16 protein-coding genes and 1 pseudogene are annotated in these 19786 nt (G+C 74.9%); 8 read left to right on the top strand and 9 right to left on the bottom strand.

From position 1 onward, the window contains the following. Positions 1 to 429 precede the first annotated feature (429 nt). Positions 430 to 1137 (top strand): RraA family protein, encoded by a 708-nt coding sequence (locus AB0D67_RS35640; protein WP_362945792.1) that lies wholly within the window; start codon positions 430 to 432, stop codon positions 1135 to 1137. A 408-nt stretch (positions 1138 to 1545) separates the two neighbouring features. Here the strand turns inward: AB0D67_RS35640 and AB0D67_RS35635 are convergent, their stop codons facing one another. From AB0D67_RS35635 to AB0D67_RS35625, 3 genes are read right to left on the bottom strand one after another with little or no spacing between them, the layout of a single operon-like run. Next, positions 1546 to 3837, bottom strand: a complete 2292-nt coding sequence (locus tag AB0D67_RS35635; RefSeq protein ID WP_362945790.1) for an FtsX-like permease family protein — start codon at positions 3835 to 3837, stop codon at positions 1546 to 1548. Beyond that, positions 3834 to 4544, bottom strand: a complete 711-nt coding sequence (locus AB0D67_RS35630; RefSeq protein ID WP_362945787.1) for an ABC transporter ATP-binding protein — start codon at positions 4542 to 4544, stop codon at positions 3834 to 3836. Before AB0D67_RS35630 ends, AB0D67_RS35635 begins: the two co-directional genes overlap by 4 nt. Then, positions 4541 to 5068 carry a PadR family transcriptional regulator gene (locus tag AB0D67_RS35625; protein ID WP_362945784.1) on the bottom strand — a complete coding sequence of 176 codons (528 nt, stop codon included), beginning with the start codon at positions 5066 to 5068 and terminating at the stop codon, positions 4541 to 4543. The genes AB0D67_RS35630 and AB0D67_RS35625 overlap by 4 nt, the downstream gene beginning before the upstream one ends. A gap of 216 nt (positions 5069 to 5284) precedes the next feature. On the opposite strand from AB0D67_RS35625, the gene AB0D67_RS35620 reads away from it, so the two are divergent. From AB0D67_RS35620 to AB0D67_RS35605, 4 genes are all read left to right on the top strand, one after another. Further along, positions 5285 to 5998, top strand: coding sequence for an ABC transporter ATP-binding protein (locus AB0D67_RS35620; protein ID WP_362945782.1), 714 nt, complete (start codon positions 5285 to 5287; stop codon positions 5996 to 5998). A 5-nt stretch (positions 5999 to 6003) separates the two neighbouring features. Next, complete coding sequence (locus AB0D67_RS35615; RefSeq protein WP_362945779.1) at positions 6004 to 7791, top strand: FtsX-like permease family protein; 1788 nt, start codon at positions 6004 to 6006, stop codon at positions 7789 to 7791. A gap of 55 nt (positions 7792 to 7846) precedes the next feature. Continuing rightward, on the top strand, positions 7847 to 8605 hold the full coding sequence (locus tag AB0D67_RS35610) for a DeoR/GlpR family DNA-binding transcription regulator (RefSeq protein WP_362945777.1): 759 nt from the start codon (positions 7847 to 7849) through the stop codon (positions 8603 to 8605). A 348-nt stretch (positions 8606 to 8953) separates the two neighbouring features. Next, the gene (locus tag AB0D67_RS35605; protein WP_362945775.1) at positions 8954 to 10189 is read left to right on the top strand and encodes an MFS transporter; all 1236 of its coding nucleotides are present in this window, start codon (positions 8954 to 8956) and stop codon (positions 10187 to 10189) included. 71 nt (positions 10190 to 10260) lie between these two features. Here the strand turns inward: AB0D67_RS35605 and AB0D67_RS35600 are convergent, their stop codons facing one another. Next, complete coding sequence (locus AB0D67_RS35600) at positions 10261 to 11259, bottom strand: LacI family DNA-binding transcriptional regulator (protein ID WP_362945774.1); 999 nt, start codon at positions 11257 to 11259, stop codon at positions 10261 to 10263. Positions 11260 to 11409: 150 nt separating this feature from the next. On the opposite strand from AB0D67_RS35600, the pseudogene AB0D67_RS35595 reads away from it, so the two are divergent. Continuing rightward, positions 11410 to 12189: pseudogene (locus tag AB0D67_RS35595) on the top strand (SDR family oxidoreductase). 15 nt (positions 12190 to 12204) lie between these two features. On the opposite strand, the gene AB0D67_RS35590 reads toward AB0D67_RS35595, so the two are convergent. The 3 genes from AB0D67_RS35590 to AB0D67_RS35580 form a co-directional block, all read right to left on the bottom strand. Further along, positions 12205 to 12348, bottom strand: a complete 144-nt coding sequence (locus tag AB0D67_RS35590) for a DUF418 domain-containing protein (RefSeq protein ID WP_362945772.1) — start codon at positions 12346 to 12348, stop codon at positions 12205 to 12207. Positions 12349 to 12390: 42 nt separating this feature from the next. After that, positions 12391 to 13782, bottom strand: coding sequence for a CoA transferase (locus AB0D67_RS35585; protein WP_362945769.1), 1392 nt, complete (start codon positions 13780 to 13782; stop codon positions 12391 to 12393). Between the two features lie 173 nt (positions 13783 to 13955). After that, positions 13956 to 14720: a TSUP family transporter gene (locus AB0D67_RS35580; protein ID WP_362945766.1), complete on the bottom strand. Its 765-nt coding sequence runs from the start codon at positions 14718 to 14720 to the stop codon at positions 13956 to 13958. Between the two features lie 141 nt (positions 14721 to 14861). Between AB0D67_RS35580 and AB0D67_RS35575 the strand changes: the two genes are divergently transcribed. Further along, positions 14862 to 16136: a histidine kinase gene (locus AB0D67_RS35575; RefSeq protein ID WP_362945763.1), complete on the top strand. Its 1275-nt coding sequence runs from the start codon at positions 14862 to 14864 to the stop codon at positions 16134 to 16136. A 122-nt stretch (positions 16137 to 16258) separates the two neighbouring features. On the opposite strand, the gene AB0D67_RS35570 is transcribed toward AB0D67_RS35575, so the two are convergent. Continuing rightward, positions 16259 to 17563, bottom strand: coding sequence for an MFS transporter (locus tag AB0D67_RS35570; RefSeq protein WP_362945760.1), 1305 nt, complete (start codon positions 17561 to 17563; stop codon positions 16259 to 16261). Continuing rightward, on the bottom strand, positions 17560 to 18099 hold the full coding sequence (locus AB0D67_RS35565; RefSeq protein WP_362945758.1) for a helix-turn-helix domain-containing protein: 540 nt from the start codon (positions 18097 to 18099) through the stop codon (positions 17560 to 17562). The genes AB0D67_RS35570 and AB0D67_RS35565 overlap by 4 nt, the downstream gene beginning before the upstream one ends. A 224-nt stretch (positions 18100 to 18323) precedes the next feature. Here AB0D67_RS35565 and AB0D67_RS35560 point away from each other — a divergent pair, with 224 nt between their 5' ends. Then, positions 18324 to 19703 (top strand): FAD-dependent oxidoreductase, encoded by a 1380-nt coding sequence (locus tag AB0D67_RS35560; protein ID WP_362945755.1) that lies wholly within the window; start codon positions 18324 to 18326, stop codon positions 19701 to 19703. Positions 19704 to 19786 lie beyond the last annotated feature (83 nt).

The raw sequence follows: 19786 nt of genomic DNA, 5'->3' as shown, positions 1-19786 counted from the left end.
GCCCACTTCCTGCCGCCGGCAGCGGAGAAGAAGGCTGGGGAGGAGTTCGCTGCCGGGTTCCCTCAGCCTCCGCCCCCACAGCAGTGACCACCGCGACGGGAGTCCTCGCCACCGCCCTCGCATGATCGTCGCAAGAGACCGCCCCGCGAGGTGATGCGCCGCCTCATCCGAATCCAGGTGTTCCTGGTGGTCGTCGTCGCGCTCACCTCGTTCACCCGGCCTCCCTACCATGCGGCCCGTTTCCGGCGTATTCCGGCCGGCCCCGTACAGGGACGGCCCCCGGGAGGCGGGCTCGTTGATCCCGGCCCTCGGCCGTGCCAGTCTCGGTGGCGACGGCATCAGACGGCGGCGCGCCGGGTGACGCCGCGGCGGCCCGCACGACAGGCGTCCGGCGCGGCGGGCGGCAGCGCGGCGGAAGGGAGCACGGCCATGGACCACCAGGAGCTTCACAAGCGGTTCACCGCTCTGACCACCGCCCACCTGGCGGACGCGTGCATCCGCGCCGGCGTCCCGGTGCGGTGCGCGCCCGCCGCCCTGCGCGCGGTGACACCCGGCGACCGCCTGGCCGGGCGGGTGGCCCCCGCCCGGCACGCCGGCAGCGTCGACGTCTTCCTGGAGGCGTTCGAGCGGGCCGAGCCGGGCGACGTGCTGGTGGCCGACAACGGCGGCCGCCTCGACGAGGCGTGCGTCGGCGACCTGGTGGTCCTGGAGGCCCGCGCCGCCGGGCTGGGCGGGATCGTGATCTGGGGACTGCACCGCGACACCGCCGACATCCAGCGGATCGGCCTGCCCGTCTTCAGCCTGGGAGCCCTGCCCACCGGACCGCTGCGCCTGGACGAACGCCCCCCGGGCGCCCTGGAGTCGGCGGACGTGGGCGAGTGGACGGTGGGCCCCGGCGACCTGGTCCTGGGCGACGACGACGGCGTGCTGTTCGTCCCGGCCGGACGCGCCGAGGAGCTCCTCACCCTGGCCGAGGCGATCCGCGACACCGAGCGGCGTCAGGCCGACCGGATCCGCGGCGGAGACACCCTGCGCGATCAGGTGCGCTTCGGCGCCTTCCTCTCCGGGCGGCGGCAGAACCCCTCACTGACCTTCCGCGACCATCTGCGGGCCGTGGGCGGCGCCATCGAGGAATGACCGCGAACGCCGCCCGCCGGGCTCGGGGCCGGGACGCGTCCCACACGGGGCGCGCCCCGGCCCGAAGCCCCGGAGCCCCGGAGATCGAGACGCTCCGCGCGCGGCAGGGGGCCGGCCACGCGCGGGCACGACCGAGGTGTCGGCGAAGTACGCCGTGCCGCCGACGTCCGCGGCGAGGGTGTAGACGAACGGCATGCCCTGGTAGGTGTCCTGGACGCGGCGCAGCGCGGCCACGTCGGTCTTTCGCCGAGATGTGTGGGATTCCGTACTCGGTGCGTCTGATGTCGGCGGCGTACCGGCCTTCCGCGGCCCGCGCCGGCGCGGGCGCCGCCGTCAGGAGGGCGCCGGCCAGGGCCGCCACGGGGAGCGGGGACAGCCGCCTGACATGTTTCATCATCATCGGGTGTCCTATTCGAAGCGGGCGCCCTCGGGCGCGGTCACACGCCTGAGCAGCGGCAGGCCGGCGAGGATCACCAGCAGGGCGGCCAGCAGCCCGCCGCCGACGGTCAGGAAGTAGGCGGGGCCGGGCAACGCCGCCGGCGCGCTCCTGATCCTCAGCAGGCCGATCACCGGCCCGGCCACGCCGAGACCCGCCCCCGCCGCCACCAGCGCGGCCAGCACCATGGGCGCCGCGGTCTCCAGCAGCACCACGCCGGACAGGGTCCGCATCGGCGTGCCGCACAGCCGCAGCAGCGTGAAGGGCCGCCTGCGCTCCACCACGCCTCCGGCGACCGCGACCAGCAGGCCGCAGCCCGCCACCAGCAGGGTCAGCGCGACGATGGCCAGCGCCACGCGTTCGGCCTGATCCAGCAGCACCGCGCGTGCCTGGGCGACCTCGGCGAACGTCAGCGGCGTCTCGGCGCTGCCCGAGCGGGCGACGTACGGGGCCAGCAGCGTGCGGATCCGCTCGCGGACGGCCGGGTCGTCCGCGCGGACCAGCACCGCCGCCAGGGACGGACCGGCCGGGCCGGCGGCGGGGCTCGCGGCGGGGCTGGAGGCGTCCACGATCGGCAGATTGCGGCCGACACTGAGCATGTTGTCGCTGGTCAGCAGCCGGTTGAAGTCGGCCGCCACCGCGCGGGCGCCCGGGGCGCAGCGGCCGAGCGCCGGGAAACCGGCCAGGGCGTCGCACGCGACCACCTGCCCGAGCATGAAGTCGGGCCGGCAGCCGGGGCCCGGGTCGCACGGCGGGGGTCCGTCGGGCGGGGCCGGCTGCCCGGTCCTGCGGTGGATCGGCAGCACGGTGACCCCGGGGTGGGCGTGGAGCCCGGCGAGCAGCTCGTCCGCCGTGCCGGGCGGCAGCGGCCGGCCCGGAGCGGCGTCGGCGTACCCGAACGACACCCGCAGGACCTCGTTCAGCGTGCCGCCGCCCGCCGTCTCCTGGCCCGAGACGACGGCGGGGACGATGCCGGCGACGGCCGTGCCGATGAAGACCGCCAGCACGATCCCGTTCACCGGCCGGAAGGCCGCCTTCGGGTCGGCCGCCAGCCGCTGCGCGGCCAGCAGCGTCGCCGCGCCGGGGGTGAGGCGGGCGGCCAGCCGCGCGGCCAGCATCGTCAGCCAGGGCCCGGCCGTCACGAGACCGGCCATGACCAGTACCAGGCCGGCGTCGGCGAGCACCGCGTCCGGATCACCGCCCCCGAACGCCGGGCCCGCCAGCAGTCCCAGCCCCACCGGCAGCGGCAGCACCCGCCACCAGCCCGGAGCCGGCGCCCGCACCCTGCGCGCCACGCCGAGCGGCGTGATCCGCACCCGGCGCAGCGACCACAGCGCGGCGCCCGCGGCGGCGAGCGGCACACCCGCGACCACGGCGGCGTACTGGAGCGCGGTGGGCGCGACCGTGTCGGGGAAGAAACGCGAGCCGGTGACGGCGACGCCGGCCAGGGCGGGCCGTACCGCCTGGAAGACCGCGATGCCGGCGAGCGCGCCCAGCAGCGCGCCGAGGGCCGCGTCCACCGAGGCGATCGCGCTGATCTGCCGCGCGGTGGCGCCGGCCAGCCTGATCGCGGCGAACCGCGCCTCGCGGCGGGCGGCGGCCAGGCGCGTGGCCGTGCCGACGAGGACGAGCAGCGGGAAGACCAGGCCGATCGCGGCGATGCCGAAGCCGTGCCCGTACAGGGCGGCGGTGTCGTCGGCGGCCGGGGCGGCGGCGACGTCGGCGGCGTCGACTGCCACGGTGCCGGCCATCGCGGCCAGCTCGGCGGGGGTCCGGCCGACGACGGCGACCAGGTCGTCCGGGCCGGACAGCGCCGCCCGCCCGACGAGGCCGGCTCGGACGCCCGGGAAGCGGTCGGCGAGCTGCTCGCGCGGCACCGCGTCCATCAGCTCGGCGAGCGCGGGCGAGACGTGGTAGCGCCCCGCGGCCGGCGGCGCGGAGAGACCGGGAATGCCCGGCGCGGGCGCCCGCGCGTCGAGGACGGCGACGTCGAGCCGCTTGATCGGGCGGCCGGCGTAGGAATCCCGGCGGTGGTTCCACAGCACGGCGCCGGGGGTGGCGCCCAGTGCCCGGCCGCCCGGCGCCGATCCGGTCGTGCACTCCCAGCACGGCCGGTCCGCGGTGGCCCGGAAGGCGTTGAACAGCGCCACCGTGGACAGCAGCACCGTCACACCCATCGCGACGGCGGCGCCGACGAGCACCAGCCGGACGGCCGCCTCCCGGCCTCCGCGCAGCGACAGCCGCAGGCCCAGCCGGAACGTCATCGCAGGACCCCGCTCGCGTAGGGGTCGGTGACCCTGCCGTCGCGCACGATGACCTCCCGGTCGGCGCAGGCGGCGACGCGGGCGTCGTGCGTCACCACGATCACGGTCGTGCCCTCCTGGCGGGCCAGGCCGACGAGCAGCTCCATGACCTTCTCGCCGGTGAGCGAGTCGAGCGCCCCGGTGGGCTCGTCGGCGAAGACCACCTTGGGCCGCGTCACCAGCGCCCTGGCGATCGCCACCCGCTGTGCCTGCCCGCCGGACAGCTCGCCGGTGCGCCGCCCGCGCAGGCCGTCCAGCTCCAGCCGCTCCAGCCAGTCGTCCGCCCGCCGGTAGGCCCGCCTGCGCCCGGCCCTGCCGAGCAGCAGCGGCAGGGCGACGTTGTCGGCCACCGTGAGCTCCGGCACCAGCTGGCCGAACTGGAAGACGAAGCCGAACGCCGTACGGCGCAGCTCCGACCGCCGGGCGTCGCTCAGGGTGTCCAGCCGCCGCCCGTCGAACCGGACCTCGCCCGCGTCGGGGGTGAAGATGCCGGCCAGGCAGTGCAGCAGCGTGGACTTGCCGGACCCGCTCGGCCCCATGATCGCCAGGATCTCCCCCGCCGTCACCGACAGGCTCGCCTCGCGCAGCGCCGGCGTCCGGCCGTAGGAGCGGCCGACGGAGCGGGCCTCCAGCAGCGGGCCCGGCACGGGAAGGGCGTCGACGGTCATGCGCCGCGCACCGTCTCCGCCAGCGCGCCCAGCCGGGCCGCGGTCACGTCGATCCAGCGCAGGTCGGCCTCCAGATGGAACAGGGCGTGGTCGGCCAGCAGGGCGTCCACGAGGGCGCCGCCGCGTTTGATCTCCGACAGCTCGCGCATGCGCCGCATGTGCGTGGCGCGCTGGACGTCGAGGAAACCCTGCGCGTCGTGGCCCAGCATCAGCGCCAGCACGACCTTCGTGAACAGCACCGTCTGCAGGAACGGCTCCGCCGCCGCCGGCTCGGCCAGCCACTCCTCCACCTCCCGCCTGCCCAGCGGGGTGATGGCGTAGCGCTTGCGGTCGGGGCCGTCGCCGGGCTCGCTCTCGCCGGCCGCGACCTTTCCGTCCCTGGCCAGGCGGCCGAGCGTCGAGTAGACCTGCCCGAAGGGAAGCGGCCTGCCCCTGCCGAAGTAGGTGTCGTAGTCGCGTTTCAGGTCGTACCCGTAGCTGGGCTCACGGTCCAGGAGGCCCAGCAGCGTCAAGGGGACTGTCATGACGATCACTATATACCGAGGGTATATACGCGGCGCATACGACGATTCGTGATCCCGGGCCGCCGATCGGGCGAGGCGGCGCTTTGACACCCCTGACGGCTAACCGCTATCTATTAGCTAGCCGTTAGAGAGTAGGGTGCGGGACACCGCGCCGGCCACGCCCGCGCGTCCGGCCCAGGCGGACCCGCCCGACATCGACGACAGAGCCGAGGATGGATGAACACGTCACCCCACGTGATCCGGGCCCACGCCCTGGCGAAGACGCACGGCCGAGGGCAGGGCCGGGTCCACGCGGTGGACGAGATCGACCTGGAGGTGCCGCAGGGGCAGACGCTGGCGGTGACGGGACCCAGCGGCTGCGGGAAATCCACCCTGCTGCACCTGCTGGGCGGCCTGGAGCGGCCCACCGGCGGACAGGTGTGGCTGGACGGGCGGCGCATCGACACACTGAGCGAACGGGCTCTGGCACGCATGCGGCGCCGCTCGGTGGGATTCGTCTTCCAGGCATTCCACCTGGTGGAGGAGCTGTCGGCCACCGAGAACGTGGAACTGCCCGCACTGCTGGCCGGCCGCTCACGCCGCCAGGCCAGACGGCGCGCCGGCCTGCTGCTGGAACGGGTCGGGCTCGCCGCACGCGCCCGGCACCTGCCCTCCCAACTGTCGGGAGGACAGCGCCAGCGGGTCGCCGTCGCCCGCGCCCTGGTCAACGACCCCCTGATCGTCCTGGCCGACGAACCGACCGGCAACCTCGACACCGCGGCCACCCTCGACGTGCTGAGGATCTTCGGAGAACTCCGTACGGCGGGGCGGACCTTCGTGATCGTCACACACGACGAGCGGGTGGCCGCCATGGCGGACCGGCTCATCTCGATGCGCGACGGGATGTTCGCCGGCGACACCCGGCCGGCCCGCACCGGGCCTGAAGGCTGAACGGCATGGGCTCCATCGTGCTCGTCATGCGCCTCGCGCTGGCCGACGTGCGCCGGCACAGGGCCCAGACCGCGATGCTCCTGCTCGCGGTGACCGTGGCCACCGCGACACTGGCCCTGGGCCTGTCCCTGCGCGGCGCGAGCGACGCGCTGTACGAGCAGACCCGGACGGCCACCGCCGGGCCGGACATGGTGGCGCTCTCCGGCGACACGGGCCCCGCCGTGACCTCGGCCCTGACGTCGCTGGCCCGCGCCCCCGAGGTGACCGCCCACCACGGCCCCTACCGCATCGTCTACGCCACCCTCACCACACGCGACTCCACCTCCTCCCCGGTGGTGGTGCACGGTTTCGCCGAGAAGCCCGCCACGCTCAACCGGCCCCTGGTGACCTCGGGCCACTGGGTGCGCCCCGGCGGCACGGTCCTCGAACGCGGCTTCGCCACCGCGCTGGGCGCCGGCGTCGGCGACCGCGTCACCATCGCCGGCCGCCCCTACCCCGTCGTCGGGATCGCCGTCACCGCGGCCACCCCCGTCTACCCCGGAGCCGCGCAGATCGGCCCGTACGGCGGCCCCAGCGACTCCACCGGCCTGGCCTGGATGACCCGATCGGACGCCAGGGCGCTGGCGTCGTCCCAGGACCTCCCGGTGACCACGGCCATGGACCTGAAACTGCGCGATCCCGCCGCCACCGAGGACTTCATCGACGCCCACCGCGACTCCACCATCAGGACCAACCTCCACTCCTGGCGGTTCACGGCCGAGCAGGACATGACCGTCCTCAGGGGCAGCCAGCCGATCCTCATCGTCGGCGGCTGGCTGCTCGGCTTCCTGGCCGTCACCGGAGTGGCGGCGCTGGCCGCGGGACGCGCCGTCGAGCAGACACGCCGGGCCGGACTGCTCAAGGCCGTCGGCGCCGCCCCGGGCCTGATCGCCGCCGTCCTGCTCACCGAGTACCTGGCCGCGGCACTGACCGGCGACGCGCTGGGGCTGGCGGTCGCCCGCCTGACCATGCCCGCCGTCGCCAGCCCCACCACCAGCCGGATCGGCGCCGCCGGGCTGACCGGCCCCACCGTCGCCACGGCCACCGTCCTCGCCGTGGCCGTGGCGGTGCTGTCCACCCTGCGCCCCACACTGCGGGCCATGCGCGCCGCGACCGTCACCGCGCTGACCGCCACCGCACACCGGCCCCGCCACCGCCCCCGGCTCACCGCGCTGTCCGCGCTGCTGCCCACGCCGCTGCTGCTCGGGCTGCGGCTGACCGCCCGCCGGCCGGGCCGCGCCGTACTGCAGGCGTGCTCCACCGCCACCACGGTGATCGCGGTCGTCGCCCTGCTGACCCTGCACGCCCAGCCGGAGAGGGGCTACGGCCTGGACGGCTCCTCCGCCCTGCCCAACCTGCGCGGCGAACACGGCCGCCATCTGATGCTCGCCGTCACCGTCCTGCTGATCGCACTCGCCATCGTGAACACCCTCACCTTCACTTGGAGCACCGCCATGGAGGCCCGGGCGAACATGGCCGTCGCCCGCACGCTCGGCGCCACCCCGGGGCAGATCTCCGCGGGGCTGTCCGCCGCCCAGCTCCTGCCCGCCCTGCCCGGCGCGATCATCGGCGTCCCCCTGAGCGCCGCCCTGCTCTCGATCTTCGCCGCCCCGAACGCGGTGGACCTCCCCTCCTCCTGGCTGCTCGCAGGCGTGCTCGCGACCCTCCTGGCGACGGCGGCGCTCACCGCCCTGCCCGCACTCCTCGCGGCCCGCCGGCCCGTGGCACAGACCCTCAGCGCCGAAACGACCTGACCGGGCTCACCCCACCGGCTTGCGGAACGAACACACATCATGTTCAAATGAACCCGTGGAGAGTTCAGAGCGTCTGCGTGCCATCATGTCCGAACTACGCGCCCACGACACCGTCTCGGTGGCGGAACTCGCCGCCGAACACGCCGTCTCGGAGATGACCATCCGCCGCGACCTCGACGAACTCGCCCAGCAAGGAGTGGTCAGACGTGTCCGCGGCGGCGCCATCAGCCTCCTGCTCCGCGGCGAGGAACCCCCCTTCGGCGTACGCGAACGCGAAGCGACCGACATCAAACGCCGCATCGCCGCCGAAGTCGCCGCCCTCCTCGCCGACGGCGAAGCCGTCCTCCTCGACGGCGGCACCACCAACCTGGAGGTCGCCCGCGCCATCCGCGACCGCCGCCTCACCGTCCTGCCCCTCTCCCTGCAGTCCGCCGACGAACTCGCCACCGCACCACGCATCCGCCTCGTCCTCCCCGGCGGCGAGGTACGGCCCGGCGAACTCAACTTCTCCGGCCCCCTCACCGAGACCTCCATCCGATCCCTGCGCTTCGACACCGCGATCATCGGCTGCTGCGGCCTGTCCGCCGAACACGGCCTGACCGCCCACGACCTGTCCGACGTCGCCGTGAAACGAGCCGCCATAGACTCCGCCCGGCGCGTCGTCATCGCCACCGACTCCGGCAAGTTCACCCGAACCGCCTTCGGCGCCGTCTGCCCCCTCGACCGCCTCGACATCGTCATCACCGACACCGCCATCCCCCCGGGCGAACACGACGCCCTCACCGCCGCCGGTGTCACCGTCCGCACCGTCTGACCGGAGCACCCGGGCCCGGCCTTCGGCCGAGCTCCCTCCCCTCGTGGCGCACCGGGGCCACGCATGCCTCCGGCCCGGTCCCGCCCCGATCGGCGGCCTCTCCGAAGCCGTCAGCCCTCCCACACCGGCCACCGCGCCGGGCGGGCCGCCGGAGGCCACCGGCGCCACCCCGCCCCTGACCATCTCTCGTTGCTTATTATTTTGTCCTTTTTGTCTATTTTTTTCAGGATGCCCGCCTTTACGAAGTAGATCACTAATGTTGCGCCAGAGGCTCCCCTTCCAACGCCTCCCGCACCGGCCCCCTCCCCGCTCCCCGCACGCACCTGCTCCACCGTGATCGGAAAGCCGATGCCCGCTACCGCCCCTTCCACCGCACCCACCCGCCAGGCGCGTCTGGCCCGTGCCGCCGTCGCGGCGCTGTTCCTCACCAACGGCGCCGTCTTCTTCAACATCGTCCCGCGCTATCCGCAGATCAAGGCCGACCTCGGCGTCAGCAACGCCATCTTCGGCACCGCGGTGGCCGGCTCCCCGATCGGCGCGCTGCTGGCGGGGCTGCTCGCCGGCGCCGCGATCCGCCGCTTCGGCTCCGCCCGTACGGCGGCCTTCGGCATCGTCATCACCGCCCTCGTGACCCTGGCCGTCCCCTTCGTGCCGAACTGGGTGGCCTTCGGCGGCGTGCTGTTCTTCGTGGGCGCGCTCGACGCGATCGTGGACGTCGCACAGAACGCCCACGGCCTGCGCGTGCAACGGCTCTACCGGCGCTCCATCCTCAACTCGCTGCACGGCCTGTGGAGCGTCGGCGCCGTGCTGGGCGGCCTGATGGGCTCGGCCGCCGCAGGCCTCCGCCTGCCCCTGGCGATCCACCTCGGCATCTCCGCGGCGCTGCTCAGCCTGGTGGCGGTCGTCGCCCACCGCTTCCTGCTGCCGGGCCCGGAAGACGCCGAGCGCTCCGGCACCCGGGAGCCGGCCGCGGCCGGCGACCACACGGCCGGGCCCGCCCGGCGCGCGGACCGGCGCTCGTTCACCGGCCCGGCGGTGCGGATGCTCGCCGTACTCGGCGTGCTGGCCGCGTGCGGCGCGTTGGCCGAGGACGCCGGCGCGTCCTGGGGCGCCCTCTTCCTCACCGGCCTGCACGCCGACGCCGCCACCGCCGGCCTGGCCGTCGTGGCCTTCCAGACCGCCATGACCATCGGCCGCCTGTCCGGCGACCGCGTGGTGGACCGCTTCGGGCAACGCGCGGTGACCCGCGCGGGAGGCGCCCTGGCCGCCGCCGGCATGGGCGCGGCACTGGCCCTGCCCTCCGTCCCGGCGGCGCTGGCCGGCTTCGCCCTCGCCGGACTCGGCGTCGCCACCCTCGTCCCGGCCACCATGCACACCGCCGACGAACTGCCCGGCCTGCCGCCGGGCACCGGCCTGACCATCGTCAGCTGGCTTCTGCGTGGCGGCTTCCTGCTGTCCCCGCTGCTCGTCGGAGCCGTCGCCGACCTCGTCGGCCTGCGCGTCGGCCTGCTGTCGGTCGTCCTGGCCGGCCTCCTCACCATCGTCTTCGCCCGTGTCCTGGCCGACCACCGCTCTTCGGCCTGATCCCCGGACCGGCCGCGAGACACCGTCCCGGCGTCCCCGAGGCGGTGCGGGAGGCATTCTCCCCACGGGGGTCAGGTCGTGGCGCGGGCGATCAGTTCCAGCCCGAGGACCACGTCCCTGGCAGCGGTACGACGGCCCAGCTGCTGGATCAGGCGTTCCATGGCGGCCCGACCGGACTCCTCCAGCGGCTGGCGAACGGTGGTGAGACCCATGATCTCGGCCGGTTCGCCGTCGTCGAAGCCGACCACGGCGACGCTTCCGGGCACGTCCAGGCCGAGATCGCGGGCCGCCCGCAGGACGGCGGCGGCGAGGACGTCGTCGGAGGCGAACACCGCCGTCGGACGGTCCTCGCGAGCCAGCAGGTCCCGGGCCGCGGCCAAAGCCTCCCCGGCCCGGTGACGCACCAGGCGCACGTCGCCGTCACCGATGACGTGACCGGCCTCGGCGAGCGCGGCACGATATCCACCGAGCCTGAGCCGCGACGGCGAGACGTATCGATCGGACCGCTGGTCCTCGCCGAGGAAGCCGAACCGGCGGTGGCCACGGCCGATCAGGTGCCCGGCGGCCAGGCGGCCCCCGTCGGCGTCGTCGGTGCGGACCGAGTCGAAACCGGGATGACGCACGTCCACCAGGACCGCGGGCAGCCGCAGGGCGGCGAGCCGATCGGCCACGGCGTCGTCCAGGGGGAGGCTGACCACGATGAGGCCGTCCAGCCGTCCGGTGACGGGCAGGCTCGCCAGCAGCGGAGAGGTGCTTTCGGCGGCCGACTCCTGGTCGAACAGGACGACTTCCAGCGGCCTGTCACCGACGGCGCGCAGGACGCCGCGGAGCCGGCGGGCCACGGACGGATAGGAGGTGTAGGGCGCGATCACGCCGACGCGGCCGACGCCGCGTCGTGCCTTGGCCACCGCGTCCGGCTTGGGAGTGAAGCCGAGCGCGTCCACGGCGGCGAGCACCTTGCGGCGGGTCCGCTCGCTGACACCGCCGGGCGAGTTGAGGACCCGGGACACCGTCGAGATGCTGACGCCCGCCCGGGTGGCCACGTCATAGATGGTCGGCGGGCCGCTCACGCCGTCCTCCTCGCATCCGTCACATCCGATCTCCCAAGGGGATCCTATCGTGGAAGTGCTTTCATGAAAGCACTTGACGGAATGGGGGCGAATCCCGTTGCCTGAAACGGCGGCCCGGCGAAGGGAGGCCGCCCTCGCACAGGGAGAGACATGAACCGTTCGTACGTGGTGACGGGCGCGGGCCGGGGAATCGGCCGGGCGGTGGCCGAGCGGCTCGCCGCCGCCGGAGATCCGGTCGTGGTGATCGAGCAGGACTCCGCGGCCCTGGCGTGGACCACGGCCCATCCGCTCGGCGACCGGCTGATCGGCCTTGCGGGCGACGCCGCCGACGAGCGCGTCACGGAACGGGCCGCCGACAGCGCGGAGGCCGCGGCGCCGCTGGCGGGCTGGGTCAACAACGCCGCCGTCTTCCGGGACGCCTCGGTGCACTCGGCCACCACCCGGCGGATCCTGGACCTGATCGCGGCGAACCTGGAGACCGCCGTGACCGGCTGCGCCACCGCGGTCCGCCGCTTCCTCGCCGCCGCCACGCCCGGCGCGATCGTCAACGTCTCCTCCCACCAGGCACGCTAGGCGGTCCCGGGCTCGCTGCCGTACGTGACCGCCAAGGCGGCCATCGAGGGGATGACCCGCGCTCTGGCGGTCGAGTACGGCCCGCGCGGCATCCGCGTGAACGCGGTGGCGCCCGGCTCGGTGCGCACCGAGCGCTACACCGGCTTCCTGGCGTCCCAGCAGCCGGAGGCCGCCGCCCGCGTCGAGGAGCAGATGGCCGCCGTGCATCCCCTGGGCCGCGTCGCCGAGGCGGACGAGATCGCCACCGCCGTCGCCTACCTGCTGTCACCGGAGGCCGGGTTCATCACCGGTGCCACCGTCCCGGTCGACGGCGGCCGGACCGTCCTGGCCCACGATCCGGAGACGAGAAGCCTCTGACGACCGATACGGCGGTCAGGGCGTGCGGAGCAGAGCCGGACGGCGGGCCCAGGCGGCCCGGCGCCAGAGCCACTCGAGCGGATCCCGACGACACCGCCGCGACCACAGGACGGACCACAGCCACCTGATCCCACCCGCGCCGGCATGGGCCGAAAGCACGATCCGCACCGCGCCCGGCCGTACTTTCGGCCGGTTCCCGGCCTACCCGGAGGAGGTCGCTCCGCCCCGCTCCCCCGCCTCGCCCCGCCACACGGGAGGATCCGTGCCCCACGGGGTCGGCGGGCCGCTCCACGTCCGGGGCGCGCCCTCGTAGCGGATCGGTGGCAGGGCATGGCGGAGCGGCCCGTACGGCGAGGCGGTCTCCGCCAGCCAGGGCTCCGGGTCGTAGCCGCCGCCCTCGGCCGACGCGGGGCGGACACCGTGCAGCAACCAGGAGGCGGTGCCCGCGAGGGAGAGCCGCAGCCGGCGGCCGCGGCCGGTGAGCTGCCGGTCGCTCAGCGCCCGCAGGACCGCGGCGGCCAGCAGATATCCGGTCCCGTGATCCAGCGCCTGCGCGGGCAGCGCGCCGGGCCGGCCGTCGGCCCCCGCCTCGATCACGGCGATGCCGCTCGCCGCCTGGACCAGGCTGTCGAAACCGCGCCGCGCCGCCCACGGCCCCGACCAGCCCCAGGCGCACAACCGGGCGACGATCAGGCCGGGACGCCGGGCGAGGAGCGCGTCGAGACCCAGGGCCTCCAGCGCGCCGGGCCGGTAACCGAGGACCACGACGTCGGCCGAGTCGAGAAGATCGGCGAAGACGCGGCGGTCCCCGCCGTCGGACAGGTCCAGCCGCGTCGAGCGCTTGCCCATCCCGGTGTCGGCATGGGCGTCCGCGCCCTCCGGCAGCCGGGGGCAGTCGACGCGGAGCACGTCGGCGCCCAGGAGGGCGAGGGTGCGCGTCGCGACGGGACCGGCGATGACCCGGGTCAGGTCCAGGACCCGCACCCCGGCGGCCGGCGACGGCGCCGGCGCCAGGGCTCGCGGGCAGCCCTCCCCGGCGGGCCGGGTCTCGACCAGGGGACGCGCCGCCCCGTCGGGAGGCGCCACGGCCACGGCCAGGCCACCGGCCTCGTAGACGGTCTCCTGGATCCACCGGGCCGGGCGCAGCGCCAGTTCGTCCGCGAGCACCCCCGCCAGCGCCCGGTCGTCTCCCGTGTCACCGATGCCCAGGGCGTCCAGCAACCGGGAGCGATGGTGCGGGTAGTTGGCGTGGGTGCGCACCCAGCCGTCGGCCGCGCGCCAGAAACCGGAGAGCGGCGCGAAGGCCACCGGGGCCCGGCCGTCGATCCGCAGGTGGCGTTCGCTGACGAACGCCGTGGCCACCGCCGCCTCCCGCACCCGTACGGCCGGCACCGGCACCGCGTTGCGCCGGGCCAGCAGCTCCGCGGCCGCCAGCGAGCACACGCCCACGCTCGCGCGGGCCAGCTCCCGCACCGGCAGCCGGGCCGGCAGGACGTCGCCCGCCCCCTCGTACGAAACCCCCTCGGCCAGCCCCGCCGGCCCTTCCAGAGCGGCCCAGGCGTGGACGGTCGCCGCGTCGTCTCCGTACGTCACCCGGCCAAGTCTGTCCCATCCCCGGCGACTGGTCCACGGTGGGCCCGGCGCGCGCCTCACCGGGCGCATCGACGTCGTGGGTCCCGGCCTCCTCCCCTTCGGGTGAGGCCGGGACCTCCTCGTGCCGGCGGTTTCCGGACCGGCCAGGCGGCCTTGCGACGTGGATCAGGACATCAGGCGATGAACTGCTCGTAGCCGAGTTTCGCCACCATGGCGCACACCACGCACAGCAGCACGATCCGCACGAACCCCGAGCCGCGGCGCAGCGCCATCCGGGCCCCGAGCTGGGCTCCGGCGATGTTGCAGACGGCCATTCCCAGCCCCAGCAGCCACAGCACATGCCCCTGAGAGGCGAAGACGATCAGCGCCCCGACGTTGGTGCAGGAGTTGATGATCTTCGAATGCGCCGAGCCGTGCACGAAGTCCATGCCGAGGACCGTGGTGAAGGCGATGATCAGGAAGGTGCCGGTGCCGGGCCCGAGGATGCCGTCGTAGAAGGCGACCGCCACGCCGGTGACGGCGACCGCGGCCAGCGTCCTGGCACGGGTGCCCAGGTGAGGGCGGGGGTGGGAGCCGAACGCCGGGCGGAGGGTGACGAACAGCGCCACACACAGCAGGGCCGCCATGACCAGCGGGGTGAGCGCGTCCTTGGAGATCGCCGACGCCGACGCCGCGCCGAGACCGGCGAACACGACCGCGGCCAGACCGGCGGGCACCGCCACCCTGCGGTCGATCTTCGTGGTGCGGGCATAGGTGACCGCGGCGGAGGAGGTGCCGAAGACGGCTGCGAGCTTGTTCGTGGCAAGCGCCTGGACCGGCGAGACCCCGGCGACGATCAGCGCGGGTAGCTGCAGCAGCCCTCCCCCGCCGACGACGGCGTCGATCCATCCCGCACCGGCCGCGGCCACCAGCAACAGGACGATCTCCGCCGCGCTCATCCCGAAATCCCCCGGACCATCGCAATCCGCCGTCAGCTCGGCAGAGCGTACCGAACCGCCTCCGGGTGTCCCCCGCCCGGGGGAGGGGCTCCCCTCCCGGCGGGAGGGCGTCCACTCCGGGGAGTTGGGAGGATCGGGAGCGTGAGACGCATCCTGGCGCCGCTCGCCGACCGGACCACCTACCTCCGCTGGACGTGCCTGATCCTGGGCGGCGCGCTGGCCATGCCGTACATGATGGTCGGGACGATCCTCGCGGCCCTGACGGGGGCGCTGGAGGCGCGGGCGTACCCGCTGGTGAGCATAGACCCGCTGGTCTTCGCGGCCGTGCTCCCCCTGATCGGGACGACCGGGCTGTTCCTGCCGGTGCGCGCGCTGGAGCTGACGGCCGCGCGGGGCCTGCTGGGCGCCCGCGTCGATCCGGCCCCGCACCGGCCGGGGCGTACCTGGGCCGAGAGGCGGCGCACCGCGGCCTGGTTCACCCTGCACCTGGGGGCCGGCGCGGTGATGGCGGGGGCGACGCTCGCCCTGGTGCCGTTCGCCGTCTGGCTGATCCTGCTGCCGGTGTTCGGCGACCCGCTGGGGTTCCTGGGCGGCCACCTGGCGCCCGGGTGGGACTCCGTCTGGGGGCCGGCCGCCGGGGTGGCGACACTGGTGCTGCTGGTCCACGCGGTGTCGGGAACCGGGGCGCTGCTGGCCCGGCTCGCCCCCGTGCTGCTGGGCCCCTCCCCCGCCGACCGGCTGGCCGCGACGGAGGAGCGCGCCCGGCGGCTGGCCGTCCGCAACCGGCTCGCCCGCGAGCTGCACGACTCGGTCGGGCACGCGCTCAGCGTGGTGACCGTGCAGGCCGGCGCGGCCGGGCTGCTGCTGGAACGCGACCCGGAGGCGGCGCGGGCCGCGCTGGACGCCATCGAGGAGTCGGCCCGGGCGGCACTGGAGGACCTCGACCACGTGCTGGGGGTGCTGCGCGAGGAGGCGGGCGGCGACCGCGTCCCCGCGCGGACCCTCGCCGACCTGCCCGAACTGCTCCGCTCCACCGGAGCCGCCGCCGAGATCGACGGCGACCTCGCGGCGCTGCCCGCCCTGGTGTCCCGCGAGGCGTACCGGATGGCCCAGGAGGCGCTGACCAACGCGATCCGGCACGGCGCGGGGGCGGTACGGCTGGCGGTCGCCGTACGGGACGACCGCCTGGAGCTGAGCGTGCGCAACCGGCTCCGCGCCCCGGCGTCACACGCGGGCGCGCACGGCCACGGTCACGGCGGCGGGCGCGGTCACGGTGATGAGCGCGGCGGGGGTGGGCGGGGGCTGGCCGGGATGCGGGAGCGGGCGGCCCTGCTGGGCGGCGCCGTGGAGGCCGGCGCCACCGGGGAGGAGTGGCGGGTGACCGCACGGCTGCCGCTGCGCGGCGAGCATCCCTAGCGCACAGCGCCGGGTGGCGGAGGGCCCCGTACGGCGGAGCGGGCCGTACAGCGGGCGTCCCCCGTACGGCGGCGCGGCCCCGGGCAGAGGCGCGGGCCTTCAGAGCCTGCGGGCGATGACCGTCAGCCGGATGTGGTCCGCACAGCGATCTCTCCGGCGGGGTCCTGGCCGGCAGGGTCGCCTTGCGGGCGCGCGTTGCGCAGTGCGGCCTCGACCCGGCGGTTGCCGGTCATGGTCGCGGTGACGGCGGTCATGGCGAGCAGGAGGCCGGCGGCGGCGTAGAGGGGGGTGCGCAGGTCGTAGGCGGTGGCCAGCCAGCCGCCGAGGAAGGCGCCGAAGGGGGCGGCGCACATGGCGAGCATGCGGGAGGTGGAGGCGACACGGCCCATCAGGTGGGCCGGGACGATGGCCTGCCGGAGGGAGGGGCCGAGCACCATCGTGGCCCCCATTCCCGCCCCGCAGACGGCGAGCGCGAGCCCGGCCACGTACGGGTTCGGGGCGGAGGCGAGCCCCAGGATGGCGAGGCCCTCGATCACTGCGGTGCAGGTCAGCGCGGTTCCGATGCCCAGGCGCCGGCCGAGGAAGGAGGCGATGCCCGCCCCGAGCAGGCCGCCGGCGGCCTCGGCGGTGAGGAGCAGACCGAAGCCGGAGGCGCCGACGCCGAGACGTTCGCGGGCGAACAGGGCCAGGATGGTCTCCACGGCGAGGAAGGCGACGTTCCCGACCGCCGGGCGAAGCGCGAGCCCGAGCAGCAGCCGGTCCTGGAAGACGTGGGAGGCCCCGGCCCGCGCCTGCCGGAGCAGCGACTCCTGGGCGCTCGCGGCCGGGCGCGGCACGGCGGGCAGCGACCGGACGAGCAGTGCGGACATCGCGAACGACACCGCGTCGGCGAGCAGCGGGACCGGACGTCCGAGCGCGAGCAGCGCACTGCCCGCGGGCGGCCCGGCGAAGCCGGACGCCGTGGTCTGGGCGCCGCGCAGGCGAGCGTTGGCGCGCTGCAGGAGCGCGGGATCGCGGCCGAGCAGGTCCGGCAGGTACGCCGTGGCGGCCGTGTCGAAGAACAGCCCGCCGAGGGCGAGCAGGAACGCGACGGCCACCAGCAGCGGGATGCTCAGCACGTCGAGCGCCGCCGCCGCAGCGGGTACGGCGAGCAGCGCCGCGCGCGCCGTGTCCGTGACCCACATCGTGCGGCGGCGGTCCCAGCGGTCCACCAGCGCACCGCCGAGCACTCCGAACAGCAGCCAGGGCAGTGTCCCGGCGGCCGTGACGACGGCCAGCGCCATCGGATCCCGCGTCAACGTCAATGTCAGCAGCGGCAGCGCGGCATGCGTCACACCGTCACCGAGCGAGGACACCGTCTGCGCGGTCCACAGCCGCCCGAACCCGGCGGGCGGCTTCGCCACATCATTCGTCAGATTCGAGGTCATTCGGCGTACCCCTCGACCTGCCGGCGCGGAGCCGGCCGGAACAGCGCGAAGACCAGCGACACGTCCGGAAGCGACGGATCGGACAGCGTCCGGTACTCGTCCGCCAGCGCCTGCAGGCGCGCCCCGAGCTCCGCGAACTGCTCTTCGGTGAGTCGCAGATGCGCCATCCGTACGTGCCGCTCACCGTCCGCCGGCGACTCCTCCAGGTCCGCCACCGCGTTCCGCAGCAGCACGTCGGGGTGCCCCGGCCCTGGATCCGGCAGCTCGATCGACCGCGCGGCCATCGCGTAGTACCGCTCGGTGACCCCTCTCACTTTCCGCGTCCGCACCACCTTCACCAGGCCGGCCCGCTCCAGCAGCCGTACGTGATAGCTGGAACTCCCTTTCGCGAGGCCCACCCGCTGGGCGATCTGCGTGATCGTCGCCGGTTCGAAGCGGAGCGCGGCCATGATCCGGTGACGCGTGAGATTGGAGACGGCGCGTAGCTGCTCGTCAGTGGTGACGTGAAACGTCTCGGGGAGATCATCGGCAGGCATGCAGGCAATGGTCAACGATTCTTGACCATTGCGCAAGGGGGTCAGGCCCGGCAATTTCGCGCCGAGCCAACGGATCTTCCCCGGACCGCACCGACGCCGCTCAACCCCCCTTACCGCGGGGCGGGGCGACACGCCATGATCGAGGCGATGCCGTTTGGGACGGGCGGGCGGAGGAACCCCTTCCCCAACGACGCACACTGACGGCTTGCGAGACGGGCGGGACGATGACGGAACGGCTGGTGGTGATCGGCGGCGACGCCGCGGGGATGAGCGCGGCCTCCCAGGCGCGGAACCGGCGCGGCCCGGACGACCTGCGGATCGTGGCCCTGGAGAAGGGCTTCCACGCCTCCTACTCGGCCTGCGGAATCCCCTACCTGGTGGGCGGCGAGGTGAGCGGCGTCGAGGAGCTCGTCGTCCGGCGGCCCGAGGTGTTCCGCGACGAGCAGGCCATCGACCTGCGCCTGCGCAGCGAGGTCACCGAGATCGATCTGGACCGCCGGACGGTGACCGTGCGCGACCACGGGGAGGGCCGCGACTACCGGGAGCCGTTCGACCAGCTCGTCGTCGCCACCGGAGCCCTGCCGAACCGTCCCGGCCTGCCCGGCGCCGACGCCGACGGCGTGTACGGCGTGCAGACCCTGGACGACGGCGCCGCGCTGCTGCGGGCCGTGGAGACCGAGGGGGCGGAGCGCCCGCGCGCCGCCACGGTGGTCGGCGGCGGCTACATCGGCCTGGAGATGGCCGAGGCCCTGGTGCGGCGGGGCCTTTCGGTGACGCTCGTCGAGGCCGGTGAGCAGCCGATGGGCACGCTCGACCCCGACATGGGCGCCCTTGTCGCCGACGCCCTGCGCCGGCTGGGGGTCGAGGTGCTCCTCGGCGAACGTGTGACGGGTTTCCCCACCTCCGGCGGCCGGGTGGACGCGGTGTGCGTCGGGGGCCGGAGCGTACGGGCCGACCTGGTCGTACTGGGCCTCGGGGCCCGCCCGAACACCGCGCTGGCCGAGGCCGCGGGCATCCCGGTGGGCGAGACCTCCGGGATCCGGACCGACCGGCGGATGCGCACGCCGGTCGAGGGCGTTTGGGCGGCCGGCGACTGCGTCGAGACCTTCCACCTCGTCTCCCGCAGGCCGGTGGCGATCGCGCTGGGCACCCACGCCAACAAGCAGGGCCGCGCGGCGGGCATCAACATCGGAGGCGGGTACGCGAGCTTCCCCGGAGTGTTGGGGACCGCCGTGTCCAAGATCTGCGAGTACGAGGTGGCCCGCACCGGCCTGACCGAGACAGAGGCCGCCGCGGCGGGGTTCGAGTTCGTCACCGAGACCGTGGCCTCCACCACGCGCGCCCACTACTACCCCGGCGCACGGGAGATGCGGACCAAGATGATCGCCGACCGCCGGACCGGCCGCCTGCTGGGCGCCCAGATCGTCGGGCAGGAGGGGGCGGCCAAGCGGATCGACACCCTGGCACTGGCCGTCTGGCACGGGATGACCGTGGAGGAGATGACCGGCCTGGACCTGGCCTACGCTCCCCCGTTCTCCCCGGTGTGGGACCCCGTGCTGATCGCCGCGCGCAAGACGGCCGAGCGCCTCGAACGCCTCCACTGAGTTCATGGCGACGCTGCGCGTCGCGGCTCGGGGGCTGGTGACCGGTGACTTCCCTCCTCACTCCGCCGCTCCGCGGCTGCGCT

The sequence above is a fragment of the Streptosporangium sp. NPDC048047 genome (genome assembly GCF_040653115.1).
Lineage (GTDB): Bacteria > Actinomycetota > Actinomycetes > Streptosporangiales > Streptosporangiaceae > Streptosporangium.
This window is presented reverse-complemented; position numbering and strand designations above follow the sequence as displayed.

Excerpts from the sequence above, each read along its gene's own strand:
- AB0D67_RS35640 (WP_362945792.1), top strand. The coding sequence starts at position 430 with ATGGACCACCAGGAGCTTCACAAGCGGTTCACCGCTCTGACCACCGCC.
- AB0D67_RS35635 (WP_362945790.1), bottom strand. The coding sequence starts at position 3,837 with ATGACGTTCCGGCTGGGCCTGCGGCTGTCGCTGCGCGGAGGCCGGGAG.
- AB0D67_RS35630 (WP_362945787.1), bottom strand. The coding sequence starts at position 4,544 with ATGACCGTCGACGCCCTTCCCGTGCCGGGCCCGCTGCTGGAGGCCCGC.
- AB0D67_RS35625 (WP_362945784.1), bottom strand. The coding sequence starts at position 5,068 with ATGACAGTCCCCTTGACGCTGCTGGGCCTCCTGGACCGTGAGCCCAGC.
- AB0D67_RS35620 (WP_362945782.1), top strand. The coding sequence starts at position 5,285 with ATGAACACGTCACCCCACGTGATCCGGGCCCACGCCCTGGCGAAGACG.
- AB0D67_RS35615 (WP_362945779.1), top strand. The coding sequence starts at position 6,004 with ATGGGCTCCATCGTGCTCGTCATGCGCCTCGCGCTGGCCGACGTGCGC.
- AB0D67_RS35605 (WP_362945775.1), top strand. The coding sequence starts at position 8,954 with ATGCCCGCTACCGCCCCTTCCACCGCACCCACCCGCCAGGCGCGTCTG.
- AB0D67_RS35580 (WP_362945766.1), bottom strand. The coding sequence starts at position 14,720 with ATGAGCGCGGCGGAGATCGTCCTGTTGCTGGTGGCCGCGGCCGGTGCG.
- AB0D67_RS35570 (WP_362945760.1), bottom strand. The coding sequence starts at position 17,563 with ATGACCTCGAATCTGACGAATGATGTGGCGAAGCCGCCCGCCGGGTTC.
- AB0D67_RS35565 (WP_362945758.1), bottom strand. The coding sequence starts at position 18,099 with ATGCCTGCCGATGATCTCCCCGAGACGTTTCACGTCACCACTGACGAG.
- AB0D67_RS35560 (WP_362945755.1), top strand. The coding sequence starts at position 18,324 with ATGACGGAACGGCTGGTGGTGATCGGCGGCGACGCCGCGGGGATGAGC.